Genomic DNA, 25,678 nt, shown 5'->3' with positions numbered 1-25,678 from the left:
GATCTGCTGTCGCCTAGACAGAGCGCGAACGCGGTGTGACGGTTCCGCACTTTGGACATGTGCGCTCCGGGGGTTCGCCCACAACCTGACCGTGCTCTCCCGTAGACCGAGCCCGCGCCCACGCCGGCGAGGAACCCGGTCGTCGACACACACAGCACCGGACACAGCAGCGGTCGGGTCGCCCTGTACGCGAGAACGGGTACCGGTACAGATCTCGGGAAGCCGTCGCGGAGCGTTACCTAGAATGTTCGATAGCGAGGAACCCGGCCTGTCCGTGCATGGCATGATCGGTGCCATCGAGCGTGAAGTAGCCCAGGGCGCTGAACTGGGCCTCGATCCGGTTCAGCCAAGAGCTGTTGGTCGGGGTATAGCGATCTCTTCACGTTGTCCGCCTCGGCCCAGGCCGCCACCCGGCGGCACCGCTTGGTGGTCAGGTGTGGAGAGTGCTGTCCGGTGAGGCAGCCGGAGCCGGCCCGACGCCGGAAGGGTGGCGGCGGGCGCCCTCAGGCGGGCGTAGTACGGGCTAGAGCGGGTACGCGCCGGTGTGTAGAGAGAAGCGCGCAGCCGACTGGCCGACAGGCTGTCTCGACGCTCCCGAGCGAGGTCTGTGAGGAGGGTTCGGAGCGATGACCGGTGACGGCGCTTATGAGCGCGACCGCACGTACATCACGACCCGAATCACGGCCGATGGGCGCGACGGCTATCCGGTGGAGCCCGGGCGCTACCGGCTGATCATCGCCCGGGCCTGTCCCTGGGCGAACCGCAGCGCGATCGTCCGGCGGCTGATGGGCCTGGAGCACGTGCTCTCGATGGGGATCGCCGGGCCCCTGCACGACGAGCGCAGCTGGTGCTTCCACCTGGACCCGGGTGGCCGGGACCCGGTCCTCGGCATTGAAAGGCTCCAAGAGGCGTTCTTCCGGCGCGAGCCAGGCTATCCGAGCGGCATCACCGTACCCGCGATCGTCGACGTCCCCACCGGCGAAGTGGTGACCAACGACTTCGAGCGGATCACGCTCGACCTCGGCAGCCAGTGGGCGGCCCATCAGCGGGACGGCGCGCCGGACCTCTATCCGGAGAGGTGGCGCGACGAGATCGACGATGTGGCCGACAAGGTGTATCGGGACGTCAACGACGGCGTCTATCAGTGCGGTTTCGCCGGAAGCCAGGACGCGTACGACACGGCGTACCGCCGCCTATGGGAGCGGCTGGACTGGCTGGAGCAGCGGCTCGGCGGCCGACGCTATTTGGTTGGCGACACCATAACCGAGGCCGATGTCCGCCTCTTCCCGACCCTCGTGCGCTTCGACGCCGTCTACCACGGCCACTTCAAGTGCAACCGACAGAAGCTGACCGAACTCCCGGCCCTGTGGGCCTACGCGCGGGACCTGTTCCAGACGCCCGGCTTCGGTGACACGATCGACTTCGCGCAGATCAAGGCGCACTACTACGTCGTCCATCACGACATCAACCCGACCGGGATCGTCCCCCGGGGCCCGGACACCCGCACCTGGCTCTCGCCGCACGGGCGGGAGGCGCTCGGCGGCCGGCCGTTCGGCGACGGCACCCCACCCGGTCCACCGCCCCCCTCCGAGCGCGTGCCGCCGCTCCCCACGCCACCTCTGGCCGGCCCGACGGCCCGGAATCTCTGGGGTCAGGCCGCGGGGACCGCTCGTTGAAGGGCAGCGACGACGCGGTCGACGGCGTCGGAGCTGTACGGGTCCGCGAGATTGCCCAGAGCTTAAACATGAAGCGCTGCGTGCGCCATGACCCCCTTGGCGTCAATCACGAGAACCGCCTCCGATCGGGGCCCACAGAGCCGCGGGGTGTCAGGCTCGCTTCTCCGAGGCGGTCCGGAACTGCAAAGCGATCTTGCTCGCTGCGGGAAGGCTCTTCTCGTCCATCAGCACAACGCTGCCGGTCGTGCCGGAATCGGTCCATGCGCACACGATCGGGTGACCACCGCCCTGCGGCGTGAGGAAGCCGCAGCTCAACTGCCCACCCCACGGTCCCGCCTCGAATGCGGTGACGTCGGTTGCCTTCGCCCCGCCGAAGTAGTTGCGCATCTCCTGGGACATGGTGTCGGAGTTCTTCTCCTCGGCCAGTTCCGTGTCCCATTCGACCGTGTCGATGCGGAGAATGGCGCCGATGGGTCCCTCGCCGGGACCTTCGTAGAACCAGTGCTTGCCTGAGCCGTGCCTCCCGGCCGTCATCTCCTCGAACTTGGCGGCCTCCGCGCCGGTGAGCAGCCGGTACGCGCCGACGTTTGAGGCGGCGTCAATAGTGCGTTCCGGGACAGCGGGTGTGGCAACGGCGCTGGGCGGCTGCCCCTCGTAGCTGAACGCCCGTACCCCGCCCGCGACTGCCACGGCCAGCAGCACCCCGACGACGATGTTGCGCCGGCGCAGGGCAGTAGGCACAGCCCGCTCGGCCTCGACAGCACTCCTCGGGACCGGGCCGCGGCGCCATGACCTGGTGGCGAACCAGATGACAGCCATGACAACAGCGGTGACGAGGAGTGCCCCCATCATCTGACCGTCAGCGTATGCCTGGGAGGAGGGGTCGATGGACAGCGTGATCATGCGCGAATCCTACGGGTGCCCGCACGGGTGTGTGCATCCGAATTTCGTCCGGCCCTGAGTCCCCGGCCTGGTCGTTCACTGCTCGGCGAGGCGTGCCTCGTTGAATGGGCCGCGGGGGCGATCGGCTCGGGCTCGTACACGGTGAGCAGGGCAGCGTCGGCCCGATCGGGGGACTTCATGCCGCGCTGCTTCATGGCCTTCTTCGACTCCACGACGGAGTAGCCGGCGGACGTTGGAGCCGAGGCACGGACTGCAGAGCTGGATGCCGGTCTGCCGGTCGACGCGGAGGCGGAGCCGGCCGAGGCCGGTGGACGGGTCGGGCTGGAGCAAGCCTCCTGGGCGAGCCACATCTCGTCGCGCTTGTGGTAGGGCCGCGTGACGGCGGGTCGTCCTGGGTGCGGGACTCGGACACCATGAACCCGACGATCGGCGCCTGGTGGCGGCCGGTGTCGGCCCAGCGCTTGAGCATGGACACCACTCCGTGCCCGATGCCGTTCTGGTCGACCTTCACGCGGACGGGGTGCGGCGAACCGAGGGCCGCGGCGAGTCGCTGCGCGGCGTCGATCTCATCAAGGGCCTTCTCTGCGAGGAGGACCTGGTCGTCGTTCATGGTGCCAGAGGAGCTGCAGCGGGTCTCGATGACGTCGCCGACGATGCGGGAGATCACGAACTCATCGCCGCCGTCGGCGCCCGGCTCAAGAACCAGTCCGCCCCGGAACGCGCCTTGAGGAGCCCGGTCTCCGGGTCCGCCGCCCACAGCTCCCGTACGCGCTGCTGGATCTGGCCGTCGAGTTCCCACCCGTCGAGGCAGATCCGGCCCGCGTCGGGGGCGAGGAGCCGCAGCCCCCGCCACTACGCGCGGACCTGCCCCGGGTGGCGAGCGGGCCGGCCACCTGGCGAGGGGTGAATTCACGTAATTCCCCAGGTCCTGGCTCGTGAGGGCTAGCTTGTGCCGGGCAGTCCCAAGGCAACCATGAGGGCAGAGGAGAGCTCTTCCGCGAACAGGGCCGACCCGGTGAGCGTCTGCCGAATGGCTTGCTCGTCGGGCGTCAATCCCGCGGCGGTCGACCAGGCAAGTGCGCCGGCGACGGCGGGTTCGATGGGGAAGTGCTCCAGAGGTATCTCGTAACTCTTCGCCATCTCGCGGTTGAGCAGGCCTTCCCAGCTGTTGCCGTCCGGCGTGAGGGCCTCGATGAAGCCCACATCGCTGTCGAGGAAGGACACCATGACGGCCGGTGCTCCCGTTCGCTGGACGAGGTTCGCAAGGCTGCGCCGTCCGGCATCGGCGAAGTCCGTCACCTGCCAGCCGTCCGCCAACGCCTCCGTGTCATCGATGCCCGTGAACCCAGCTGCTCGCATGAGCTGGTGCAGTTCCCCCGTGAACCGGGTCGTCAATGATCCGCCTGAGTTTCCCATGGCCCGCAAGTTAGCCGATGCCTCTGACAAGCCAACTCGTGCCGCTGAGACGTCGGCATGGGAAGCTGGGACGGGGGGACCCCAGTGGGCCTTGCCGGTGGGCCTCTTTGATCCAAGCTGGCCCGACGCCCCACGTTGAATACGCCCATGGGCATCGTTGTGGGGCAGCAGCATTGCCGCAAGCTGGTGGACCCGTCGCGCCCGGCCAGTGGCGGCCGGCGGGCCGGCATTGATGCTCCTGTTGATCGGCAAGGCATGTCTGCGGGATGAGCGCCGTATTGTGGCCGGGGGCGGTACTTGGCGGAGTCGTTCATCCTTGGGGCCTTGAAGCGGGGCCGTTCGGTCGAGCCGTTCCTTGGGCCGTGCGGCTCGACGGAGCGCCCGGGGGCGCGCTTTGTGGACTTGGGCGAGTTCCCACCGTTCGATCCCGATGACGAGTCTGTCGATTTTGGCCGGCACCTGGGTCTGGCCGTGGACCCGCTGACCGCGCTGATCATTGCCGAACAGGGCACTGGCGCCGAGCGGGGTCGATGGGTCAACGAGAGTGTCGCTCAGGACGAGTACGGCGACTTCGTTCGCGACGGTCGGCCGGCGGACGCCTCCCCTGAAGGCCATCCGTGGCCCGCCGTGCCGGACGTTCCATGACCTCGTGCGTGTTCGAGCAGCACTGAGCCAGTCGCGCGGAACGCGGCAAGGGGCAGGAGCCCGCGAACGCGATGGCGGGCGCGGGCCGGCGCCCAGCGGTCAGTCGGCCTCGACGTACGTGACGATGAGGATGCTGCCGAGTGCGGTCGCGTAGAAGATGACGCGGATGCCGTCGTGCTGGTAGTCGCGCAGCGCGGTGGCAGTGGCGTGCGGTTTCACGTCGGCCGGGTCGGCGGCGAGCACGTTCAGTGCCCTGTCGAGGCGGACGGTCTGCTCGACGGTGAGAGCGAGGACCTGGGTCTCGGCCGGCTCGACGAACACGATGCGCGGGGGGCGGGTTCCGCGGGAGTGTCTAGGCAACGTGCGGGGCCTCGTCGCCGTGCTCGGCCAGGCCCTTCTCGGCCCGGATGTCGTCCCAGCTCCGGCACCGGTCCAGATCGATGCCCTCGGCGGCCAGGTTCTCCAAGACGTACGCGAGCGCCGGGTTTCCGGGGAACTCGGCGCGCGCCGCGTCGCGCAGCTCGCGCTGCTCGTCCTTGCTGAAGATGAGGTTCGCCATCAAGGGCCTCCGCCGATCGGGTACAGCCTGAGGCTAGCGCAGCGGCCCCTCCCCGAGCACCCAGTCGGGCAGGAGCCGCTCCAGCGGGATCTCTGTCAGGCCGTCGCGGATCGCAGGACCACCACGGTGTGACCCTCCAGCCGCTGCTCTGCGTCCATCACGTGGCCCCGGCCGGCCGTGAAGAGGTGCCGGTGACGTCAGTGTCCGTGTGAATGATCGGCTCGCCCCATACGGTGCCGAGCTTGTCGTAGCCCACGACCGCGAACACCGCGGGTCCGTGCATCAGGTGCGGCCGCCGCTGCCACGCAGGGTGTTGCCGTGGTCGGGGCCCCCGCGGCACACCGCACAACCGCGGGTCACGGGCGGCGCGTACGAACGAGACCCCCACCGGTTGGCTCCATCACACCTCCCGCCCCACGACGGATACCTTCGGCGGCGTCGTCGAGGTTCTGTCCGGCCGATATGGGCGCGTGGGAGGATGCTGCCTATGTCTTGCATCCGAAGGGGTGCCTCGTAGAACACCCGCTTTCACTTCGGCCGCGGGAACGCAGCTGGGGCAGACCCCGGGCGCGGTATCGCGATGTCCCAGGTCTGTCGGGAGCGGCGAATGCCGCTGTCCGTGTGCTCGAACGGGTCATAGCCACGCCGTCGGCACGCCCGGCCCGTGCAGGCGCGGCGTCGTAAGCACGGCCCCGTGGAGTCCTGCACGGGGAGGGCTTCGTGGCCGGCGGTCTGGCGCGCGTCCACGACCGGGTGCGCCGCCGGGAGCGGGCCCGACCCGGGTCGGGGCCTCGACGCCCCTGGCGAATCCACGCCGGCAGGGGGACGTACGTCCTCCACTGCCGGAGTGCAAGCGTCCAAGTCACGGGCTTGGTGCTGGTCAGCGTCCTGCGGCGGTTCCGGAGCGCTGCTTGGCGTGACGGCTTCGCGTACCCCCTCGGCTGGGTGCCGGGCCAGGAACGCCTTCTGCCGGCAGGAGGTGGCCCGGTGAGACGCGACGCCCGCACACCGGGCGCGCACGACCTGCTCGGGCGCCTCGCCCCACAGACGGGTCGCCAGCCCGGTGGCGATGACTTCCCGCTGTGGCGGAGCCACCTGCGATACGCCGTCCGGCACGCGGTCGCAGAGCCGCCTGCCACTCGGGAGCCTCCGGCAGCGGCTTCGAGCGCAGGACGTATGCGCGCCGGCGCATCCGCTCGGCCATGGCTTCACCGCACGCCCGGCGATGCCCGCCCCCCCTGGCCGCGAGCTGGTCCAGGGCCGCCTGCGCGCCGACCAGGCCGTGGCTTCGGGAGCTTCGATCGCCCACGGCGGCTCGCGGTGCGGGCCGGTCAGTGGCCGAGTGCGTTGGCGAGCTCGTCCTTGTTCATCTTCGAGCGGCCGTGGATGTTGCGCTGCTTGGCTTCGTTGTACAGCTGTTCCTTGGTCGGCCCCTCGGAGCCGGAGTGGGATCGCTGTCCTCCGCGCCGCGAGGAGGAGGTGTCTTGGGTGGAGGAACGACTGGCGGTCTTGGACTCGCCGTGCCGGGCGCGTTCCTTGTTCACGGTGCGGGCGGCGATCTCCTTGGCTCGCTTCTCGCTCTCGCCGCGGTCCTTCGCACTCTCCTTGATGTGCTCGTACTGGCGTTCACGCTTCTTGTTCGAACCGGCGGGCATGGCTTCCTCCTCGAACTGGTGGGGGCCTCACGGCGTCTACCCGAAAGGTGGGCGCCGACACCCTCACCCGCCCGCACCGGAGGCATCCGGCGGAGCGGGCGCTCGCCTCGGGGGGCGGCACAGCCCGGGCAGACTCCGGACGCTCGGTGGTCGGCTCGCCCGACCGGCTCCGATCGGGCGATTCCCGGGCCCGCGGCTCACGAGACTGCTTCCGGAGGGGAATCACTGCCCTTTGGGCCTGGACACACCCGGCCCAAAGGGACGAGAGGCGGATGCGCGATGGGCCACGGCGGGAATGTGATCGAGGAACTGAAGTCCGACCACCGGGAGGTGGAGACGATGTTCGGCCGGATCCAGACGATGACCGGCCGCGGGCAGGAGCTGCGTGACCTGGTGGACGAGGTCACCATCGAGCTGGTGCGACACTCCGTGGCCGAGGAGCAGTACCTGTACCCGGCGGTGCGCGAGCACGTCCAGGGCGGGGACCGGCTCGCGGACAAGGAGATCGAGGATCACCGCAGGGTCGAGGAGATCCTCAAGAAGCTGGAGCAGATGGACACGGCCGATGCGCAGATGAGACCCCTGCTGCAGCAGCTGCAGCTCGAGGTCTCCTCGCACGTCAAGGACGAGGAGGACAACCTCTTCCCCATGCTCGCGCGGGCCTGTACGGCCGAGCTGCTGGACGACCTCGGTGACAAGATCCGCCGGGCCAAGTCGATGGCGCCGACCCGCCCGCACCCTTCCGCTCCGAGCAGCCCGGCGGCCAGCAAGCTGCTGGCGCCGGGGGTGGGACTGGTGGACCGGGCTCGCGACTTCGTCAGCGGCCGCGGGAAGTCCTGACCTCGTCCGTATGAGGACCGTCACCCGGGGCCGCAGGCAGCGAGCCGCGCGCCCCGGGTGCCCGTCCGGGCAGGCGTGACGTGGGTCATGCGCCACGTCCCACGGGTCCCCCTACACTGGTCGGCCACCGGCGGGGCAGCGCGGCCCCGCACCAACAGCTCGCACCACCCGACCTCTCGGACACCGGCGGGCCGCATCGAGGGACCGATCGCCGTGCCCACCGACCTGACACCCGTCATAGCCGCCTGCTCCCGCTGGCTCCTGAACGCCTACCCGCCACCGCCGGGGGCGCTCAACGCCGCGCTCGCCGAGGCCCAGGCCCGGCAGGCCGCCACCGCCGCGGCCCATCTGCGCTATCCCACCGCCATGGACGTGCAGCTGCTCCATCTGCTCGCCCCCAGCGGATCGGACCGCCTGGACTGGCTCACCGGCTGCGAGCCGCAGCCGGACGATCCCGACACCGCATGGCGTACGTGGGTGGACGAGATCGTCGTCAGCTGGGCCGCCTGCCTCCTGGCCGACCCCGCCCTCACCGCCCGCGCCCGCCAGATCCAGGCCGGCCAACCCGACGTCAAGGGCCTGCGGCGCCTGAGCGAACCCGGCTCCCACGACCGAGAAGCTGGTGTCCTGCTGCGCCATCCCGACCTGCTCGAGGGGGTCGCCGCCCTGCACCGGTCCGAGCTCGTCAAGCTGCTGAACACGGGCGGCGCTGCCGCGGCATAGCCCGCCGCCGTGTGCTCTGTGCGGCCCGCGAACCGACTCCGGCCGGGTGGGCGGGCTGTGGGCCTCCCCTATCCGGGCCGCGACGGGGTGAACTGGCGGGGGTCCCGGCCGACGCCGGGCGCGAAAGTGCCGGGCGGCTGGATGGAGAGCCCGCACCTCCGGCGGGCTGGGGTGATGCTCAGCCGTTCGCAGAAACCGTTCCCGGGCCTGTTCTCCGCTGGGCCGATCGCAGGACACGAAACGGCCGTGCGGGCCGGGCCGGCGGGGAAGTGTTCCCGGACCGCCGATGATCGGATCCGACCACGCGGCTACGGCGGGAAGGGCGAACGGTGAGCGACGGCGGCGACGAGAAGCAGGCGGAGGAGTCCGAGGAGAAGGCGGACCGCAAGTGGAACGAGATGCTGCAGGAAGTGCGAGTCGCGCAGACCGGCGCGCAGATCCTGTTCGGGTTCCTGATCAGCGTCGTGTTCACCCCGCGCTACACCCAGATCAGCGGGGCCGACCGGACCTTGTACCAGGTCACGGTCGTCCTCGGCGCCCTCGCGACCGGCACTCTCATCGCCCCTGTCGCCTTCCACCGCTTCCTGGCAGGACATCAGATGATGCCCGAACTGGTGAGAGCCGGGGCCAAACTGATCATCCTCGGCCTCGTCCTGCTCGGAGTCACCGTCGGCGCCGCGCTGGCGCTCCTGCTGCACGTGGCCACCGGCTCACCGATCGCCTGGGGGGTCGCTGGCGCGGTCGTGCTCTGGTTCGCGTGCTGTTGGCTGCTCCTGCCCTGGATCGCCCTGCGCCGGGGCCAGCGCCGAGGACCGGCGCAGACGTAGGTGGGCCGACGCCGCTCACCTGTCGCAGAGTCAGTCTTCGACGACCACCCGGACGCTGTCCATGGAGGGGTCGGAGGCGTCCGGCACCAGCATGCCCGCCTTCACGCCGCTGCGCAGGTAGGCGACGACGGCGTCGTTGAGGCGTTCGCCGGGCAGCGCGGCCGGGATACCGGGTGGGTACGGCGTGAGCATCTCGGCCGCGATCCGGCCCTCCGCTTTGCCGATCGGGACCTGCTCGGTTGGACCGAAGAAGGCGTCGCGTGGCAGCAGTACCTGCTCGAGGCGCAGCTGATGCGGGTCGGGCACGTCCACGTCCGCAGCCGGGCGCAGTTGCCCGGCCGCCTCCACCAGTTCGCCGAGCGCGGCCAGCAGGCGGTCGGTGGTGGCGGGGGTGTCGGCGTGGGTGAGCTGGGCGCTGATGCGGCGGTGGTCGCACACGTGCAGGTCGACCTGGTGGTGGGAGCGCAGCCAGTCCCCGGCTCGGTAGCCGCTGATGCCGAGTCCGGACACGTCGATGATCACCTGGAGGGGGTCGAAGTCCTCCGCGAGGTGCGGTGCGCAGAAGTCGTCGCGGCCGTTCACGTGCAGCCCGTCGAGTTGTTCGATGCGCTCGCGCAGGCCGGCGGCGAGGCCCAGCGCATGGTCGTAGAGGGCGTGACCGTGCTGGATCATCTGGCGGCGCCACCCGTCCAGGGCGGCGTAGATCAACACGGAGGGGCTGGTGGTGCCGAGGAGGTCCTCGCGCTGCTTGAGCACGGCGGGATCGATGCGGTGGCCCTGGAGGTGGAAGACCGAGCTCTGCTCCAGGCCGGAGCCCATCTTGTGGACGGAGGTGACGCACACGTCCGCGCCGGCGTCCATCGCCCAGGTGGGCAGAGCTTGATGGAAGGGCAGGTGCGCGCCCCAGGCCTCGTCGACGATCAAGGGCCGGTCGTGCTCGTGGCAGGCCTCGGCGAGGGCCGTCAGGTCCGCGCACGTGCCGTACGGGGTGGGTGAGGTGATCAGCGCGCCGCGCGCCTCGGGGCGGTCGGCCAGCATCTTGGCGAACGCCTCGGCGGACGGCGGGTGGGCCAGGTGCAAGCCCGGGTCCCACTGCGGATCCACCCACAGCGGCCGGATGCCGGCCACGATCAGCCCGGCCACCACCGACTTGTGCGCGTCACGGCCGACCGCGAGGTGTTCGTGCGGGCCGGCGACCGCGAGCATCGCGGCCTTGACGGACAGCGAACTGCCGCAGGTGGAGAAGAAGGTGTGTTCGGCGCCGACCGCTTCGGCCATCAGCTGCTGGGCGTGCTGAAGGATTCCGCGGGAGGTGAGGCGGTCGTCCAGGCCACCCGTGGCGAGCACGTCGGCGCGGAACACGTCCTCGCCCAGGACGCGCACCACCCGCTCGTCCGCCCCGCGGCCCTGCTTGTGCCCGGGTGGCGTGAACGCAGTGTGGCCGTTGGCGTGGTACGCAGCCAAGGCCTCCAGCACCGGCGCCTGCGACTGATCCATGCCCGGCGTGTGCCCGCTCGGCCCCCGATGAAACGGCGCCGGACCCGCGCCGGCCGCCGTCCGCGAGGCGTGGTGCCAGTCCGGCCGGGCGAGCGAGGTACGCGGCGCCCCGGCATGGCGGGCATCGTGCCGATGCCTGGCCCCCACCACTGGCTCATCCCGCTCACGCTTCCCGGGCGTCGATCAGCTTGACCTTCTTCACCTCAGCTGCGGTCGGCTCGGACCGGTCAAGGTCACAGCTCGGCCTGGGTCGGCGACCGAAGCGACGTGCCGGGGAAGTCCCGGAGGAGCTGGTGGGCCTCGGCCGCGCTGTACAGCGCGACCGGCAGCGAGACGAGCCCGAAAGAGACCACCCGCGTCCGTACCGGCCTGGCCGTGCTTGATCACCACCTCGACGGGCCAAACAGCACGACACCGCAGGCCCGGGCATCACGCCGGCCGGGACTCCGCCACAGGGCTCGAGCCGTAGCGGCCGGGGCACGCAGATCGTCGAGCATGACGCCCGGGGTGGAACCCTGCCTGCCGGCCATGGACGCGAACGACGGCCCTGCCGCCGGGCGCGGTAGCAGGGCCGTCCACACGGATCCAGCCCGGATGGTGAGGCCGGAGGCACGTGTCGGCACTCCCAACGCGCGCGCCCGGCTGCCGGTCACGGTCCTCTGGGTCGTTCAGGTGCGCAGGCGGCTGTTGACGCCGTCGTGGCCGTCGGCGTTCTCGTCGTTGAACCAGTAGTCACCCGCGGCCAGGTAGCGGAAGGAGTGCTCGCTGCCTGTGGGAAGAGCGATGGTCACGGCCCGGGTGCCGTCGGTGCGGGGCGCCAGAGTGTGGGTACCGGGCTGCCAGTCGTTGAAGTCCCCGACGACGCTGACCGGGCCAGGCGGGGTATCGGCGGGCAGGCTGAACGTGACCTCGGTGCGCTTCTTGCGCGGGGTGCGCTCCAGCATGGGGAACTCCTGACACGTGCGAGGCGGTCGGTCCGCGGAACCATCCTCGGGGGCTGCCCCGGGCCGTACCCACCGACGCGGCCCGCTCTGCTCCAACGTCACCCGCTCGCCACGATCCGCTACCGAAATGGTGCGGTAGATGACCGTGCGTGTGAACGTGAAGCGGATGAACTACGCACTGAGGAGCCACGCGCCATGGGCGGTATGCAGGACAAGGAGCAGAAACCCGGCAAGGGACGCGAGGAGCAGCAGCGCCCGGTCCGCCCAGGCCAGGACCCGGTCCATCCTGAACCGTCCCGGCGCGAAAGCGGCGCGAACCCGGAGAGGGAGCGACGCCGTGAGGAAGACCTGCGCGAACGGGGCGTGAGCGACGAGGACATCTGAACCGCAACCCCCACACGCAGAGCCCGGCCGTGCCCCGTAGTCACCACGGCCGGGCTCTGTCAGGTCACGCGGCTCACCATGCGAGCCAGCGACCTCACCCATGGCGCGCTCAAGCGCCCCGCAGGTCAGTGGGCGCTTGGGCCGCGCCGGCTTTCCGGACGTGGGCGAGGGCGCGGTCGCGGAGGGCGTGGACGTGGAACCTGTCGGGCACCCTCACCCCCGGGACTGGCCAGGAGCACGCGCAAAGTCTGACCACCTACCCGTCAAACGTCACACGAGTGCGGGGCCGCCGTGGGTGGACCGATCGAGTTCGTGGTTCAGGTGACCTGGATGTTGGCCATCATGGCCATGTCCTCGTGTTCGAGGTTGTGGCAGTGGATCATGTAGCGGCCTTTGTAGCCGGTGAAGCGTACGAGGGCTTCCACGGTTTCGTAGGGGCGTACGTCGACGGTGTCCTTCCAGCCGGTGTCTTTGGCGGCCGGCGGGCGGTTGCCGCGGGCGGTGACCTGGAACTGGGCGAGGTGGACGTGGACGGGGTGGTGGAAGTCGCTGCTGATGCGCCATCGCTCGATGCTGCCCAGGCGGGGTCGGGCCAGCACGGTGTCGGGGTGGAACGGCTTGCCGTTGATGGTCCACATGTGGCGGTCTTCGCCGGTGGGGGTGCGGCGGAAGTCGAAGGTGCGGACGGGGATGCCGGCGGCCGGGGTGAGGTCCTCGTAGGCCGCGGAGAGCCGAGTCGGGATGCGGGTGGCGTCCCGGGCGGCGCGTATGACGTCGAAGCGCATGATCTCGCGCATCGGGCCGTCGGCGGCGAGGTTACGCAGGCGGATGCGGCTGCCGACAGGGTGGTCGGCGAAGTCGATGATGACGTCGAAGCGTTCGCCGGGTGCCATGTCGATGGTGTCGAGGCGCTGCGGCGCGGAGAGCAGTCCGCCGTCGCTGCCGATCTGTACGAACCGTCCGTGCCCGCCGCCCTCGACGTCGAGCCGCAGCTGGTAGCGGCGGGCGTTGGAGCCGTTGAGGAGCCGGAGCCGGTAGCGGCAGGCTGAGACCTCCATGACGGGCCAGGGTGCGCCGTTGACGAGCTGGACGTCGCCGAGGACGCCGTCGGGGAAGTCGTCGTGAGCGTGTTCGGGGTAGCGGAAGGATCCGTCCTCGTTGAACGACCGGTCGCACAGCATCACCGGGACGTCCCGTTCGCCGCGCGGAAGTGGCAGCCGGCCCTCTTCCTGGTCGGTGATGAGGAAGAAGCCGGCGAGGCCGCGCCAGACCTGGGGTGCGCTGTGGTCCATGCGGTGGTCGTGGTACCAGAGGGTGGCGGCCGGCTGGAGCAGCGGATAGTCGTAGGTGCGGTAGGCGGTGGTGGTGTTCCCGCTGTGCGCGCCCATGGTGTGGTCGCGGGTCCGGCCGGGGGCGCAGCGGGTGGGGAGCAGCAGGTCGGTGGGGTAGCCGTCGGATTCGGGCGGGGTGACGCCGCCGTGCAGGTGGGTGACGGTGGGGACGGTCAGGTTGTTGTGCACCCTCACCTTGATGGGCCGCCCGGAGCGGGCGGCGATGGTGGGGCCGGGGAAGATGCCGTCGTACCCCCACACCGTGGTCGTCAGGCCGGGCAGGATGGCCATGCGGCCCTCGCACTGCTCCAGCTCGTAGACGTCCGCGCGCTGTTCGGTGCGCGCGGGCCGTGCGGTCGGCGGGATGGGCAGCGGCACCGTGAAGGGCCGCGGCAGGGGTGCGGTGCTGGCGAGGACCCGTCCGGTGGAGGCGCCGGCCAAGTGGGAGTAGCCGGCCGCGCCGATCGTGATCGCCGCGCCGGCGCCGGCGGTCATGCCCAGGAACGCCCGTCGACCCTGCCCCGGGCTCATTTGATCACCTCCGCCTTCGCCTCGTGCGCGTCGGCCGCGGCGGGGTTGAAGGTCCAGGTCCAGTACGTCAGGGCGGTGCCGAGTCCGAAGATCGCCATGGCCAGCGGCAGATGCCCTGCGAGTATCCGTGCTTCGCCAAGTGCCTGCTGTGCGCCGACGAGGACGATCAGCAGGACGCTCGCGCCGACCGGCCACACCGGTCCGGCCAGCCGCCACCGCACCACCAGTGCGGACGCGGCCTGGACGAAGGTGAGTGCGGCGAGCGCGTCGGCGTTGACGGAGTGCCAGGTGAGCAGGTCGAGGTCGCCGGTGACGAACAGGCCGGCCAGCGCGGCCTGCGCGAGCGTGTCAAGCAGCACGAGTGCAGCCGCGGTCCGTATGAGGTGCAGCGGCCACCGCCCCTGGCGGGCGTTGCGGCGGCTCACGCGTGGGCCTTCGTGGCTGGCGCGGTCGCGGCGGAGGGGGCGAGCTGGTGCTCGTAGGTTCGGAAGCCGTCCTGGACACCGAGGAAGACTTCGCCGAGGACGAGGTAGCCCTCGCTGATGAGCGGGGTGTCGCGCAGGGCCTCGATGAGGAAGTAGTACGCGCGAAGGTCCTCGGTCTCCAGCACCGCGAAGTCGGAGAAGCGGCCGCTGAACGCCTCCGCGTCGAAGAACCGGGCCGTCACCTGGTCCGCGTGCAGCGCGAAGACCGGTTCGATGTGCGCCTGCCGCATGCGGTTGCGCTCCTCGCGCGGCAGCGCCAGCCAGCGCGGCGTGAGTGTGTAGGCCAGCACGATGCCGTACGTCATGAGCCCCCCAAAGCAATTGTTTACATCGTTAACTCTTGCCGGGAGAGCTAAGGTGATACCTGTTAACTTTGTCAAGCTGAAGGCAGGCCGGCTCGGATGACGGACACCTCGGGAACCACAGCGGCACGCCGTCGTCACCGTGTGCGGGAGGAGGCGCTGGCGGATGCGATGCGCATCGCCCGCCGGCTGCTGGTGGAGGAGGGGCCTGCGGCGGTGACCGTGCGCGCGGTCGCGCGGGAGATGGGCCTGACGGCGCCGGGGCTGTATCGCTACTACGCCGGCCACCGCGAGCTGGTCCAGGCCCTGGTCTCCCACCTCTACGACGAGCTCGCCGCCGTGCTGGAGGCCGCGCGCGGGCGGCGTCCGGCCGGCGAGCCGGGCGGTCGGTTGCGGGAGGTGTGCCGCGAGCTGCGGAGCTGGGCGCTGACCCACCCGCAGGAGTTCACCCTGTTGTTCGCCAAGCCCGTCGCGGACGCCGGCACGGCGCCCGCGGACGCCGCGCACGACTCAGGCTGGCGCTTCGGCGGGGTGGTCCTCGGCTCGATGGTCGAGCTCTGGCGGTGCGGCGCCGTACGGGCGCCCGCGGACCTGGACCCCGAGTGGATCGTGCAGTTGGAGGAGGTGCGCGAGCACCTGGCGGGCGAGCCGGTGCCGCTGGAGGTGATCTACGTATTCGTGGCCTGCTGGGCGCGCCTGTACGGGGCGGTGGCGATGGAGGTGTTCGGGCACCTCGACTTCGCCCTCACCGACCCGGGGCCCCTCTTCGAGCACACCGTCCGCGACGTCCTGGCGATGCTGGGCGACCCGGCTGCCTGACCGGCGACCGGGGCGTCAGGCGGTGGCGGTCTCATTGATCGCTTTCGTCCGATGTTTCATCCTGAGATGGCATGTTCTGCGGTCTTCTTTGATTCGCGCCAGGAGATGATGCTCTCGCTGGTGAGGCGGCGGCCCTGAGGCTGACTGCGCGACGTTGTCCCGTAGGGAAGACTTCAAGGCGTTCGCGGACGCTCCATGCCGGCGCCGGCCGGACCCGCTCACCCGTGGACAGCTGGCCGCGCTCAGTCCGCCCGAACGACGGCCCCACCCGCTCCACGCCGGCCACGGCACCCGGCTACTACTCCAGCCGTAGATCGTGATGTTGCTGGTCAAGGCCGGAGTGGAGACGGCTGCGGCCACCGTCTCTCCGATCATGATCTGCTGGTCAGCGAGGGGGCGTGCAGGGTGCCATCCAGCACGGTGACGGCCTGGCCGGTGAGATGTACGCGGTCGCCATGTACGGCGGTGCGGACCAGGCCACTGCGCGCGGATGCCTGGAGGCCGGTGAGTAGATTGCGGCCAAGGCGCGCCGACCAGTAGGGGGCGAGGACTGTGTGGGCGCTGCCTGTGACCGGGTCCTCGGGGATGCCTCTGGCGGGCGCGAAGAAGCGGGAGACGAAGTCGTGTTCCAGGCCGGTTCCATCCGCCGCTGCGGTGATGATGATGCCGCGCAGGGCCTCGCGGTTCGTCAGGGTTGCTATCGCGTCCAGGTCGGGTGTCACGGCCCGGACGCTGGCCTCGTCGGGCAGGATCGTCAGCAGATCGCTGAGCCCTTCGGAACGGAAGGTGGCCGCGGGCGCGATTCCCAGGGCCTCGGACAGCCCTTGCGGCACGGGCACTTTCGTGCTGGGAGCTGCCGGAAAGTCCAGAGTGATGTCGCCTTCCTCGTCGGCGTGCGTGGCGAGGACACCGTGCCACCGGCTCATGAACCGCACAGTGCCGAGGAGTCCCCGCTCGGCACGCAGCACGTGCGCCGTGGCCAGCGTGGCATGGCCGCACAGCCTGGACTCGACAAGCGGGGTGAACCAGCGGATGGACCAGTCGGCCTCGGCCGGGGTGGGCAGCGGGAGAGCGAACGCAGTCTCGGAATGATTCATCTCGGCCGCGATCTGACGCATCCAGGCGTCATCCGGCCACTCTCCAGCCGGCAGAAGACATACGGCCGCCGGGTTCCCGGCGAAGGGGCGATCGGTGAAGGCATCGACGACATGAATGCGCATCCCAGGACCGTAAAGACGCCAAGACAATCCCCGCCAAGGCCAATCCGGGACGGGTGGACTGGCATGCGGCGTACCTGTGATGCCCCATGGCTCGGCGGGATTCCCCGGAGAGGCCAGTACTCAGGCGTAGATCGTGATCCTTATGACTGAGCAGCCGCTTGCCTTCGGTAGTGACACACACGGGCGCGGGCTTGGTGCCGGCGTCGCCACCGTGACCAGCGGAGTAGGTGAGCGAGGTCGTGGACCGCGTTGGTCAGCGCGGTGAACAGGCGCTGACACCAGCGTTCTGGCGCTCGCGAGCGGGCGGGCCAGCGGTTCTGCGTGGGTTGGTGCCGGGCTGCTACAGGTTGACAGGGCTGTCACTGACCGAAAAGTCGGGGGCCACGCCGTCCGGTCCCTGCGTGGTGGTGTCGACCCGGATAGCGAGCGGTGGCGAGGCCAGCCGGTTTTCGGCACGGCGGACCTCGTAGGTCACCAGCACCTCTCCGGTGCCGACTGCCGTGATGACGGGGGCGGGGACCTTGATCTCGATGCTTCGCCCAGCGGCATCGGCCACGACGTGGGCCGCGGCCTCCTGGCCACCCCAGAACAGGGTGACCACGTCACCGGCTTCCATGGTCGGGTAGGGCAGGACGGTGACCGTCACCCCCTGGTAGACGTCCGCAAGGGTGATCAGTTCGCTGGCGGTGACGGGCGCCAGAAGGCTCTCGGGCTCTGTGTCGATGCTGCTGGGAAGGTCGGGCATGATCGGCTTCTCCTCATCGCCTGGCCGCGGTCGCTGGACGGAACCGCGGTGTGGCCATCCCATCGCACCGTGATCGCCGAGCACCGCCCTGTTCGCGCGCAGCTGACAGACCGTTGCACAGAGCCACACTCGGCGCCGAGCCTGAACAGAGGATCGGTCCGAGTCGACGCCGCTGGACTGGGGAGCCTTCCGCTCGACGACCAGCGCACCGACCCGCTCGCGAGCGGGGTCTCCGACCGGGTGGGGTGCTTCGCTGTCGCCGTTCCGCTAGCCGCGATGGGTCACCGGGTTGGATCTGCCCTGGACGGGCCCAGCCACGCGCCTACCTCCGTCCAAGGCTGATCCCTGTGTTCATCTGCAGGTGGGCCGTGTTGGCGATCTGGCCCCTCAGTGGCCTGGCGACCAGTCGTTCTTCGCCAGCTGCCAGGACTCGGAGATATCGCCCTCGTGGCTGCCGGCGAGCTTGCCGATGAGCATGACCGTGTCGTCGAGCTCGCCCTGCAAGACCGCCGCCGATCCCTGGATGTCTTGCGTCGAGTGATGGGCAGGGGCGGCCTGGGCGGGGGCGGCGAGGGCGAGGCTTGTGAGAGCGAGTGCCGTTGCAGTGATCATCTTCTTCATGCCGTGCCGAACGACGAGCGTCGCTTCCAGGACACGCATCGGCAGCGAGCTCGCCCGAACGATGGGTGCCGTTGAGACCACGGGGTCAGCTCTGGACGCCTGATGCCGGTCGGGTGCGCAGCCGCCGATCACGGCCGCACCCGACCAGCACCCGTGAGCGGTCCGTTCTACCCGCCTCGGTGGTCTGCCGATTCCGGTCTTGGTGACAGCCGCAGTGCTCAAGTGACACCTAACGTGATCCTGCACAGCCCGGTATAGACCGCTGGCCCGGGAGGTTGGCAAGACAGACCGCCTCAGTTCAACACGTTGAACTTGACAGAGAACTCGTCGACCACAAGCACGGCCTCGTCGTCGCGTAGATGCTCGACGACGTAGGCGCGCACGTCGTCGCGGACCGCGTCGGCGTCCCACTTCGCGCGGTGCAGCAGGTGCTGCATGCCGTCTGGCGTGGCGTCGCCCGCGTGCTCGGCCAGGGTCCAGCAGTTCTTCCTTGGCAGGCCGGACAGCAGGCCCAGCATCAACGCCTTTGCGTGGCGGCGAGGTTCGACCCGCGAGAACTGGCCTGCGATGCGGCTCATCAGCTGATCGAACATCGCCTGCCACCGGGCAGGCACTACGCCGTGACCTGCGGCCACCGCCTGATCTTCGTTTGTCGCCACGACTCACGATGATCAACGGTGGCCGCAGCCGTCTCCACTCCGGCCCTGACCAGCAACATCACGAGCTACGGCTGGAGTACTGCGGCATCATCGGCATGCGGGAACGCGCCCAATCCGTAGGCGGCCGCCTCCTCACCCAGCCGCAACCCGACGGAGGCTTCACCGTCACCGCGGAACTCCCCTACGAATGACGGTGCGGCGTTTCATGGGCAGTGGCTCGTGAAACATGTCCTGTCTCAGCTAGGTCCGGGCATCTGGTGCCCTCTGACCTGGGGTGCCCGGAGAACTCTGAGGCGTCCGGGTCTGGGATCGTCTCAGTTTGCTCCGGGTGGCTGTCCTACCGTGGCGGCATTCGTAACGTGCTCGACTTCGAGACAGCCCGCGCCGTCGCCGAGATTCTCAGACCGCGGTCCCCATGGCCGGGCTGTATCGATTCCTGGCAGCGAGTGCATGGCCGCCGGGTAGGCCCAGTCGATCCATGCCGACGTCAAAGGCCCTTCAGGACACGATCAAGTGCGGACCGGCCTGCGGGCCCCCAGTTCGGCTTGCCGCCGGGCAGGCCGCGATCCCCGGCTTGGCCCATCGCCATCAGGAACAGGCTCCTCATCGCGGCCAGTCCGCGCGCCCGTCGCACCGCTGCCTCGTCCGCCTGCGCGTAGCTGTTGAAAAACCGTGAGGCGCCGCCCGCGGGGAGTAGCAGCCAGGCGGCCGCGAGGTCCCACGCCGGGTCGCCGGCGACCAGCGCGCCGAAGTCGACGACACCCGCCAAGGTCCCGTCCGCGACGACGACATTCGCGGGATGCAGGTCGCCGTGCACCCACACCGGTGGGCCCTCCCACCCCGGGGCCGCCACCGCTTCGCCCCAGACCTCACGGATCTCGTCGGCGAGGCCGGCAGGGGCAACGTCCTGGAAGAAGTGCTCGAAGCCGTCCGTGCAGTCCTTGGGGTGAGCTCCGAAGTCCGGAGCGGTCGGTGCGTCGGCGGGCGCCTCCACGTGCAGCGCCCTGAGGAAGCCCGACAGCGTCTCGGCCGCATGGTCGCCGCGAGTGATCGAGCCGTGGTCCAGCGGCGTGCCCTCGACCCATGTCATGACGGTCCAGATCTTGGGGAAGCGCTCGGACGGCGCACCGTCCCGCAGAGGGACAGGAATCGGCAGCGGCAGGCGCGCGGCCAGAGTCGGCAGCCACCGGCGCTCCTTGAACTGCAGATCGGGGCTCGTGTCCATCCGCTGCATCCGGACGGCCAACTCGTCACCGAGGCGCCACATCTGGTTGCCCCAGCCGCCAGCCACTTCGCGGATGGGCAGCTCGGCCAGGTCCGGATGCTGTTCCCGAAGCAGGTCGCGGACCAGATCCTCACTGATCTCAATCTCGGATTCGATCATGCCGAGTCACCGTACTTGAGGTAGGCGGATGCCACCTTGCACTTTGGGGAGATCCAGCTCCCCGGCTGGATCTCCCGAGCTCTCTGAAGACCCGCAGGCAAGCGCTGCCGCTATGGCGTCCTCGATGCGTGGAGCGGTGTCTCCCAGTTCCTTGAGGAACCACGGCTTGCTGCTCCTGCGAAGGATCCGTTCCTGTGGCAGCTGACGGATGAACTCGGCCCGGAAGCGGAGGTATCCGCTGTCCTCGGAGCGTGCGAGCTTCCTCCAGTGAGGGGAGGCGTAGAGCGCGGTGGCCGCGACGACCTCGGGATAGAGACGGAAACCGCCGCTCAGGCGCGACATCGGCGAACTCGACCTCGAAACCCTCCGCGGACTCGGGTACACCCTCATGTCCCGCCACCCCGGCCTCCGGCTCGACATCGCTGCCCAGCAACTACGACCGTAGAAGGCCCGGGTCCGTCGTACCCGGAGAAGACGGAGACACCCCACAACATGCCCGGAGATCTCCGAGACTGCCCGGACATCACAGAGACAGGACAAAACACCCGCGCGCGGGCCGCCCCACCTGCGCCGATCATGTTCATCAGTTGTTGCAAACGGCCGGACGCCTGAAACGCCCTCATGAAACGCTCAGCTGCCGTGAGCGCCGAGTTCAAGCGCATGGAATCGCAGGACTGCCCGATGTCCGCCTGCGCCGCGCCCGCGGGCTCCCCATGCCGCACCGGCAAGGGCAAGGTGGCCATCCAGGACCACACCGCCCGCTTCCGCCTCGTGCCCCAACTGGCCAAGGGGCTCAACGCGCCAAACGCCCCCCGTACGCAAGCCGGGGTCGGCGCGGACCGAACTGCCCCGGCCGCCGAGCACCAGCGCCGAACCGGTCGGGCAGGTCCGCCTCGGCTACGCACACGCCTCGGCTGCCAGGCAGTCCCTCGACGCACGGCTCAACTCCCTCACCGAGGCCGGCGTGACGCGTGTCTTAACGGAGAGGAACTCCTCGTGGACGACGAGGGTGACGGCGACGCAGGAGGAGCGGACCTCCCGGGCGAGCTTCGCCGCGGCCTCCAGCTCGGGGCGCATGGCGGCACGCGTGGTGGACAAGCACGGGAAGCTCCTGGCAGACACGGGTGATCTTGGTTGAGAACCCGTCTACCAGGAGCTTCGTGGCTACGCATGCGTGTCCAGCTCGCGGTCAAAACCAACGGCTTGGAATAGGCTCAGGGATGACCTCAGGTCATGGTCGGGCGCACCACAACCGCATCGGAGCACGCGGAGAACAGGGGGCAATCATGGCGAGATGGTGGCTGCCCCAGAGAAAGGGCCCGCGGTGATCTAAAGCTGAACGGCGGGATCGATCGCTCTCACCATGTGCCCATCCGTGGTCCCGCCCGCGCATTTCCAGACCGCGGTCTCATGGAAGTAACTCACATGCAGACCGCGGTCGTGCTCGCCACAGACGGGCCAGGTCACGCGATGGTGGCTCATGACGAATTCCTGCACTCCTTCTGCCACAGCACCCAGAACCTCTGCTGAATCGGGTGTGGAGACCTCCGCCGACTTGATGTGGACCACACCGACCGGTCCCAGGTCCGGGTCGCGGACGTAGTCGATGTAGCAGAAGTCGTCGCCGGTGGCCGCTTCCCCGGTGTCCTGCTCCGCCGACCTGGTGACCGTCTCGAAGGCCGATCTCGCCATGGAGAAGGTTCGCGAGGTCCAGGATTCACAGAACTCCGATTCCGGAATTTCTCCACGCTCGCCGTGCAGCTCGGCCATCCACGTCAGCACCTCCTCGGGGATTTGCCCCCCGTGCCGCCAGACAGCTCGCAGCATCCGGTCCTGCCAGTCCGAGAAATTCGACATCGTCGTTGCCTTCCGATGGAAATGAAAGCCGAGGGAGAGGTGGCTGCCCACTTCTCCCCCGGCGGTGATTACCTTAGTGCTCCAGCTGTAGATCGTGATCTTGCTGGCGGGGCCGAGTACGGTCATCGTTGCGTGAAGACAGAAGATCAGGTAGTGGCCGCAGAGCATGGCGTGGCCGTGCCCGCTGATAGGAATCATTCGAGGGCTTTTGAGGGCCACATTGTCAGTGCGGTGCGCTTCACTGTCCGCCATGGAGCTCACACAAGCGGACGTCAACGATCTGCTGGCCCGACTCGGCCCCGGGAACAGCTACATGCACCTGCCCGGCGATCTGGACCTGCAGGACCTGACCAACCTACTCATAGACAGGTATGGCACCCCGCGCACCCTCATCCTCGATGGCTTCACCGATCCGACGGTCGACGATTCCAGGGGGCGGCTCTCATCATCCCCTTCGGGGACCGAGCCGTGATGCTACGGGCGTGGGCGTACGGGGATCAGTGGGTTGGCATGGGGACGGCGCGGGATGCCGAGGGGACCGAGTGGTCGGTGCTTGTAACTGCTCCCAGAGAGGTGCCCAAACCCTTGGAGGTCGCTTCAGGCGAGGACGAGGACGAGGACATCGACTGGATGGAGCGGCTCAGACTGATCACCGGCTGGACACTTCCCGACCAGCGACCGGACATGGACTGGGCGGAGAGGGAGTCCCGCCTGGGCACCGCGCTGCCGAGCGACTACAAGCGCATGGTCCAGACGTTCGGCAAGGGCGCCTTCGACGGATTCCTGGACCTGAACCAGGAGCCGTGGACTGATCTCGGGGAGGACGGCCTGCTCATCTGGGCAGGCACGGAGCACGAAAACCTGTATTGCTGGAGGGTCGACGGTGGCGACCCCGACCATTGACCTGTCGTGGTCCGGTCCTTCGACGGTGAGGACGTCGCCTTCGACTGCCAAGCCGCTGAGTTCGTCTGCCGCATCCTCATCGATCCGCATCACCCGTTCACGATGGCCCGCTTTTTCGAAACTCCCTGGTTCATGAACTACGGGCGAAGCGACTGACCGAGCCCTGCTGTCAATGGCATCCACAGCACGGTTGGTGGTGCCTTCGGGGAACAGGGCGGAAGCACTCACCCGCCACGGCAGACTCGCCAAATCATGATCTTGCTGGCGGGGTCGCTGCGGGCACGGGTACGGCCACCGTGGATTGCTGTGCCGGGCCTCCTCGGATGCCGACGCCGTCCGCGACGATGTGCGCGAATACGCCATCGAGCACCTCCACGACGAGGCGGCAGTGCTGGTCGTCGACGAGGCCGGCGACGTGAAGAAGGGCACCCACACGGTGGGGGTTCAGCGCAGTACACCGGAACGGCCGGGCGGATCGAGAACTCCCAGGTCGCCGTCTACCTCGTCTACGCCGACGAGCGGGGACACGCGGCGGTGGACCGGGAGCTGACATCCCGCGCTCCTGGACAAGCCCCGGACCGCTGCCGGGCAGCGGGCTCGACGGAGACACCGTCTTCGCGACCAAGCCGAAACTGGCCCGCACGATGGTCGAACGCTTCCTGGACGCCGGACATCACGTGGGCTGGGTCACCGGTACGAGGTCTACGGCAGCAACCCGAAACTGCGCACGGCTCTGGAGGCCGCCGCAACCGCACCACCGGCGAACTCGCCTACTACCGCGGCCTCTCGCCCCGGCCGGTGCCGCTGACCGAGCTCGTGCGGGCAGCCGGATCCAGATGGCGCGTGGAAGAGACCTTCCAGACCGAGAAAGGGCTGGCCGGACCCGATGAGCACCAAGTCAGCCGCTCCCCCTCCTGGACCCGCTGGGTCACCCTCGCGATGCTCGCTCACGCCTTCCTGGCCGTAGTCCGCGCCGACGAACAGGCCCGCAACCCCGTCCCAAACGGGCTGGTCCCACTGTCCTGTAACGAGATCCAGCGCCTGGTCATCACGCTCGTCTTCCAGCCCGCCACGATGTCGCCCACCGACTCGGCTGGTCCGACTGGCCACGCCGCCATCAGCAGCGATCCTGCACCAGTCATTACCAGCGACAATCCTTGTGCTAGCCGTGCGCTCCTGAGCGGAGCTCAAGCCCTTCGGACCGCAGCCGGCAGTCGCACCGGCGCCCGTGTTTGACCTCTCTGGGCAGCCCCCGAGACCGGCGCGCCACGGAGACAAGGAAGGAACCCCAAAATGCCTCAGCCTGCTGTTGCTCGCCTGCGTCAGCTACTCCCGCCACCTCTCTCCGGAGGAGACGCGATGGACTGGGAAGGGCTCGCCGACGCAGCCCGGCTGGAACTCCCTGCGGACTACCGGGAGTTCGTGGAGTCGTACGGCGGCGGAGAGATCGACGAATACCTGTCCGTCAGCACGCCTCCCGTCCTCGGATCGCCATACGGGGATCTCCTCGACAGGCTCGATCCCGCACTCTCGGACCGGGACTGCCAGGAGCTGGGCACTCTCCTTGGCGAGCAAGACTTGCCGCTCCTGTTGCCCTTCGCGGACTCGGCGAGCAGCGACGTCGCCTTCTGGCTCCGAAAGGGCGCAGCCGACAGCTGGAGGGTGGCGACGTTTCGGAGGCAGGCGCAGCACGGGGCGAACCGCTGGACGATCTTCGACGGTGGCATGGCAGAGTTCTTGCTGGCCGTCCTCACCGGCGTGGTGAATCCGTTCAGCGAGCGGATCCCGGCATCAGGGCCGCACATGTTCGTGAACTGGCACGACATGTAACCACCAGGCCGAACTCCCGCCATCACCCGGCTGCGGCTGTCCTCAGGCTCCGGTAGGCGACTTACCTCGTTGTGTCAGCGGTTGTAAGCCGTCAGCTCAACCACCCGGCACAGCAGACTGACTGCTCTGATGGAGGCAGATCAGGTGGCTCTCTCCGCAAAGTCCTCCCCCTCTCCTGCCCCCGCGGTCAGCCTTCCTCGAGCCGGTATCCGTAGCCACGCAGCGTGGCGATGACCGGCGGTCGTGCGGGCTGCCGGGACGCGGTGGCTGCTTGTTGGAGGCGGCGGCGCAGGGAGGCGAGGGTGACGTCGAGGGTTTTGGTCGGGCCGAACCAGTTCTCGTCCCACACCTGGGCCATGAGGTCTTCACGGGATACCGCTGCCCCGGCGTGCCGGGCGAGGACGGTGAGCAGGTCGAACTCCTTGGAGCGCAGGGGTGCTTCGGCGTCCCCGACGAAGCATGTGCGTGCTCGCGTGTCCAGGACGAGGTTCCCGAGCCGGTACGTCTCCCGGCGGTCGTCATGTCCTGCTGGGAGGCGGCGCAGGTGGGCGCGGAGTCTGGCCAGCAGTACGGACAGGGTGAAGGGTTTGACCAGGTAGTCGTCTGCTCCGGCGTCGAGGCCGGCGATGACGTCGATGTCGTCGGTGCGGGCGGTGAGGATCATGATCAGAACGTCGGGCAGGCGGCTGCGCAGCTCGCGCGCGATGTCGATGCCGTCGGCGTCGGGCAGGCCGAGGTCGAGCAGGACGGCATCGGGCGGCGCGGCGCGGGCCGCGGCGAGCCCTCCCTTGCCTGTGCGGCACCAGGTGGTGGCGTACCCCTGACCGCGCAGTCCGGTTTCGAGGTGGCGTCCGATGGTGTCGTCGTCCTCGATGACCAGGAGGGTGGTGGCGGAGTCGCGGTCCTGAGGGGCGGGCATGGT

General features: G+C 69.2%; 28 protein-coding genes and 4 pseudogenes. 11 read left to right on the top strand and 21 right to left on the bottom strand.

The window, feature by feature from the left end:
- Window positions 1-262: 262 nt before the first annotated feature.
- Window positions 263-443: pseudogene (locus ACFYU9_RS05770) on the bottom strand (hypothetical protein); the annotation flags it as partial.
- Between the two features lie 183 nt (window positions 444-626).
- On the opposite strand from ACFYU9_RS05770, the gene ACFYU9_RS05765 reads away from it, so the two are divergent.
- Window positions 627-1,676: a glutathione S-transferase family protein gene (locus tag ACFYU9_RS05765; RefSeq protein WP_389342812.1), complete on the top strand. Its 1,050-nt coding sequence runs from the start codon at window positions 627-629 to the stop codon at window positions 1,674-1,676.
- Between the two features lie 150 nt (window positions 1,677-1,826).
- Here the strand turns inward: ACFYU9_RS05765 and ACFYU9_RS05760 are convergent, their stop codons facing one another.
- From ACFYU9_RS05760 to ACFYU9_RS05750, 3 genes are all read right to left on the bottom strand, one after another.
- Entirely contained in the window at window positions 1,827-2,579 is a 753-nt protein-coding gene (locus ACFYU9_RS05760; RefSeq protein WP_389342810.1) for a hypothetical protein, read from the bottom strand.
- 663 nt (window positions 2,580-3,242) lie between these two features.
- Window positions 3,243-3,392 carry a hypothetical protein gene (locus tag ACFYU9_RS05755; RefSeq protein ID WP_389343017.1) on the bottom strand — a complete coding sequence of 50 codons (150 nt, stop codon included), beginning with the start codon at window positions 3,390-3,392 and terminating at the stop codon, window positions 3,243-3,245.
- Window positions 3,393-3,521: 129 nt separating this feature from the next.
- Window positions 3,522-3,995 (bottom strand): hypothetical protein, encoded by a 474-nt coding sequence (locus ACFYU9_RS05750; RefSeq protein WP_389342807.1) that lies wholly within the window; start codon window positions 3,993-3,995, stop codon window positions 3,522-3,524.
- A gap of 297 nt (window positions 3,996-4,292) precedes the next feature.
- Between ACFYU9_RS05750 and ACFYU9_RS05745 the strand changes: the two genes are divergently transcribed.
- Window positions 4,293-4,640 (top strand): hypothetical protein, encoded by a 348-nt coding sequence (locus ACFYU9_RS05745; RefSeq protein WP_389342804.1) that lies wholly within the window; start codon window positions 4,293-4,295, stop codon window positions 4,638-4,640.
- Window positions 4,641-4,739: 99 nt separating this feature from the next.
- Here the strand turns inward: ACFYU9_RS05745 and ACFYU9_RS05740 are convergent, their stop codons facing one another.
- From ACFYU9_RS05740 to ACFYU9_RS05730, 3 genes are all read right to left on the bottom strand, one after another.
- Window positions 4,740-4,961: a hypothetical protein gene (locus ACFYU9_RS05740; protein ID WP_389342801.1), complete on the bottom strand. Its 222-nt coding sequence runs from the start codon at window positions 4,959-4,961 to the stop codon at window positions 4,740-4,742.
- Between the two features lie 31 nt (window positions 4,962-4,992).
- A complete protein-coding gene (locus tag ACFYU9_RS05735; RefSeq protein ID WP_389214138.1) occupies window positions 4,993-5,199 on the bottom strand; it encodes a hypothetical protein in 207 nt (68 codons plus the stop codon).
- A 1,331-nt stretch (window positions 5,200-6,530) separates the two neighbouring features.
- Window positions 6,531-6,854: a plasmid stabilization protein gene (locus tag ACFYU9_RS05730; protein WP_389214141.1), complete on the bottom strand. Its 324-nt coding sequence runs from the start codon at window positions 6,852-6,854 to the stop codon at window positions 6,531-6,533.
- Between the two features lie 279 nt (window positions 6,855-7,133).
- Between ACFYU9_RS05730 and ACFYU9_RS05725 the strand changes: the two genes are divergently transcribed.
- The 3 genes from ACFYU9_RS05725 (at window position 7,134) to ACFYU9_RS05715 (ending at window position 9,244) form a co-directional block, all read left to right on the top strand.
- Window positions 7,134-7,694 (top strand): hemerythrin domain-containing protein, encoded by a 561-nt coding sequence (locus ACFYU9_RS05725; RefSeq protein ID WP_389342798.1) that lies wholly within the window; start codon window positions 7,134-7,136, stop codon window positions 7,692-7,694.
- Window positions 7,695-7,907: 213 nt separating this feature from the next.
- On the top strand, window positions 7,908-8,417 hold the full coding sequence (locus ACFYU9_RS05720) for a hypothetical protein (RefSeq protein ID WP_389214147.1): 510 nt from the start codon (window positions 7,908-7,910) through the stop codon (window positions 8,415-8,417).
- Window positions 8,418-8,746: 329 nt separating this feature from the next.
- Complete coding sequence (locus ACFYU9_RS05715) at window positions 8,747-9,244, top strand: DUF6328 family protein (RefSeq protein ID WP_389214150.1); 498 nt, start codon at window positions 8,747-8,749, stop codon at window positions 9,242-9,244.
- A 30-nt stretch (window positions 9,245-9,274) separates the two neighbouring features.
- On the opposite strand, the gene ACFYU9_RS05710 is transcribed toward ACFYU9_RS05715, so the two are convergent.
- Both ACFYU9_RS05710 and ACFYU9_RS05705 read right to left on the bottom strand, forming a co-directional pair.
- Complete coding sequence (locus ACFYU9_RS05710; RefSeq protein WP_389342795.1) at window positions 9,275-10,741, bottom strand: aminotransferase class I/II-fold pyridoxal phosphate-dependent enzyme; 1,467 nt, start codon at window positions 10,739-10,741, stop codon at window positions 9,275-9,277.
- A gap of 668 nt (window positions 10,742-11,409) precedes the next feature.
- Window positions 11,410-11,685, bottom strand: a complete 276-nt coding sequence (locus ACFYU9_RS05705) for an isoamylase early set domain-containing protein (RefSeq protein WP_389214156.1) — start codon at window positions 11,683-11,685, stop codon at window positions 11,410-11,412.
- Between the two features lie 195 nt (window positions 11,686-11,880).
- On the opposite strand from ACFYU9_RS05705, the gene ACFYU9_RS05700 reads away from it, so the two are divergent.
- Window positions 11,881-12,069, top strand: a complete 189-nt coding sequence (locus tag ACFYU9_RS05700) for a hypothetical protein (protein WP_389342792.1) — start codon at window positions 11,881-11,883, stop codon at window positions 12,067-12,069.
- Between the two features lie 317 nt (window positions 12,070-12,386).
- On the opposite strand, the gene ACFYU9_RS05695 is transcribed toward ACFYU9_RS05700, so the two are convergent.
- From ACFYU9_RS05695 to ACFYU9_RS05685, 3 genes are read right to left on the bottom strand one after another with little or no spacing between them, the layout of a single operon-like run.
- Window positions 12,387-13,931 (bottom strand): multicopper oxidase family protein, encoded by a 1,545-nt coding sequence (locus ACFYU9_RS05695; protein ID WP_389342789.1) that lies wholly within the window; start codon window positions 13,929-13,931, stop codon window positions 12,387-12,389.
- Window positions 13,928-14,356, bottom strand: a complete 429-nt coding sequence (locus ACFYU9_RS05690; RefSeq protein ID WP_389342786.1) for a hypothetical protein — start codon at window positions 14,354-14,356, stop codon at window positions 13,928-13,930. Before ACFYU9_RS05690 ends, ACFYU9_RS05695 begins: the two co-directional genes overlap by 4 nt.
- Window positions 14,353-14,721, bottom strand: a complete 369-nt coding sequence (locus ACFYU9_RS05685) for a darcynin family protein (protein WP_389342783.1) — start codon at window positions 14,719-14,721, stop codon at window positions 14,353-14,355. Before ACFYU9_RS05685 ends, ACFYU9_RS05690 begins: the two co-directional genes overlap by 4 nt.
- Window positions 14,722-14,889: 168 nt before the next feature.
- Here ACFYU9_RS05685 and ACFYU9_RS05680 point away from each other — a divergent pair, with 168 nt between their 5' ends.
- Window positions 14,890-15,537, top strand: a complete 648-nt coding sequence (locus ACFYU9_RS05680) for a TetR/AcrR family transcriptional regulator (RefSeq protein WP_389342780.1) — start codon at window positions 14,890-14,892, stop codon at window positions 15,535-15,537.
- Between the two features lie 371 nt (window positions 15,538-15,908).
- Here the strand turns inward: ACFYU9_RS05680 and ACFYU9_RS05675 are convergent, their stop codons facing one another.
- The 8 genes and pseudogenes from ACFYU9_RS05675 to ACFYU9_RS05640 form a co-directional block, all read right to left on the bottom strand.
- Window positions 15,909-16,757, bottom strand: coding sequence for a PhzF family phenazine biosynthesis protein (locus ACFYU9_RS05675; RefSeq protein WP_389342777.1), 849 nt, complete (start codon window positions 16,755-16,757; stop codon window positions 15,909-15,911).
- Between the two features lie 140 nt (window positions 16,758-16,897).
- A pseudogene (locus ACFYU9_RS05670) lies at window positions 16,898-17,032 on the bottom strand (IS701 family transposase); the annotation flags it as partial.
- A 65-nt stretch (window positions 17,033-17,097) separates the two neighbouring features.
- On the bottom strand, window positions 17,098-17,502 hold the full coding sequence (locus tag ACFYU9_RS05665; protein WP_389342774.1) for a hypothetical protein: 405 nt from the start codon (window positions 17,500-17,502) through the stop codon (window positions 17,098-17,100).
- A 387-nt stretch (window positions 17,503-17,889) separates the two neighbouring features.
- Window positions 17,890-18,162 (bottom strand): hypothetical protein, encoded by a 273-nt coding sequence (locus ACFYU9_RS05660; protein ID WP_389342771.1) that lies wholly within the window; start codon window positions 18,160-18,162, stop codon window positions 17,890-17,892.
- A 284-nt stretch (window positions 18,163-18,446) separates the two neighbouring features.
- Window positions 18,447-18,701: pseudogene (locus tag ACFYU9_RS05655) on the bottom strand (transposase); the annotation flags it as partial.
- A gap of 568 nt (window positions 18,702-19,269) precedes the next feature.
- On the bottom strand, window positions 19,270-20,166 hold the full coding sequence (locus tag ACFYU9_RS05650; protein ID WP_389342768.1) for an aminoglycoside phosphotransferase family protein: 897 nt from the start codon (window positions 20,164-20,166) through the stop codon (window positions 19,270-19,272).
- Between the two features lie 897 nt (window positions 20,167-21,063).
- Window positions 21,064-21,264 (bottom strand): hypothetical protein, encoded by a 201-nt coding sequence (locus tag ACFYU9_RS05645; RefSeq protein WP_389342766.1) that lies wholly within the window; start codon window positions 21,262-21,264, stop codon window positions 21,064-21,066.
- A gap of 231 nt (window positions 21,265-21,495) precedes the next feature.
- On the bottom strand, window positions 21,496-22,275 hold the full coding sequence (locus ACFYU9_RS05640; RefSeq protein WP_389342763.1) for a hypothetical protein: 780 nt from the start codon (window positions 22,273-22,275) through the stop codon (window positions 21,496-21,498).
- Here ACFYU9_RS05640 and ACFYU9_RS05635 point away from each other — a divergent pair.
- The 4 genes and pseudogenes from ACFYU9_RS05635 to ACFYU9_RS05620 all read left to right on the top strand — a co-directional run bounded on the left by ACFYU9_RS05635 (window position 22,274) and on the right by ACFYU9_RS05620 (window position 24,756).
- A complete protein-coding gene (locus tag ACFYU9_RS05635; protein WP_389342761.1) occupies window positions 22,274-22,495 on the top strand; it encodes a hypothetical protein in 222 nt (73 codons plus the stop codon). The two genes, ACFYU9_RS05640 and ACFYU9_RS05635, sit on opposite strands and share 2 nt — an antisense overlap.
- 113 nt (window positions 22,496-22,608) lie before the next feature.
- The gene (locus ACFYU9_RS05630) at window positions 22,609-22,926 is read left to right on the top strand and encodes a hypothetical protein (protein WP_389342759.1); all 318 of its coding nucleotides are present in this window, start codon (window positions 22,609-22,611) and stop codon (window positions 22,924-22,926) included.
- A 301-nt stretch (window positions 22,927-23,227) separates the two neighbouring features.
- Window positions 23,228-24,092 (top strand): annotated as a pseudogene (locus ACFYU9_RS05625) (IS701 family transposase); the annotation flags it as partial.
- 193 nt (window positions 24,093-24,285) lie between these two features.
- Window positions 24,286-24,756: an SMI1/KNR4 family protein gene (locus ACFYU9_RS05620; protein WP_389342756.1), complete on the top strand. Its 471-nt coding sequence runs from the start codon at window positions 24,286-24,288 to the stop codon at window positions 24,754-24,756.
- Between the two features lie 187 nt (window positions 24,757-24,943).
- Here the strand turns inward: ACFYU9_RS05620 and ACFYU9_RS05615 are convergent, their stop codons facing one another.
- A complete protein-coding gene (locus tag ACFYU9_RS05615) occupies window positions 24,944-25,675 on the bottom strand; it encodes a response regulator transcription factor (RefSeq protein ID WP_389342753.1) in 732 nt (243 codons plus the stop codon).
- Between the last annotated feature and the right edge of the window lie 3 nt (window positions 25,676-25,678).

It is taken from the genome of Streptomyces sp. NPDC004327, assembly GCF_042873935.1.
In the GTDB taxonomy this organism is placed as follows: Bacteria; Actinomycetota; Actinomycetes; order Streptomycetales; family Streptomycetaceae; genus Streptomyces.
This window is presented reverse-complemented; position numbering and strand designations above follow the sequence as displayed.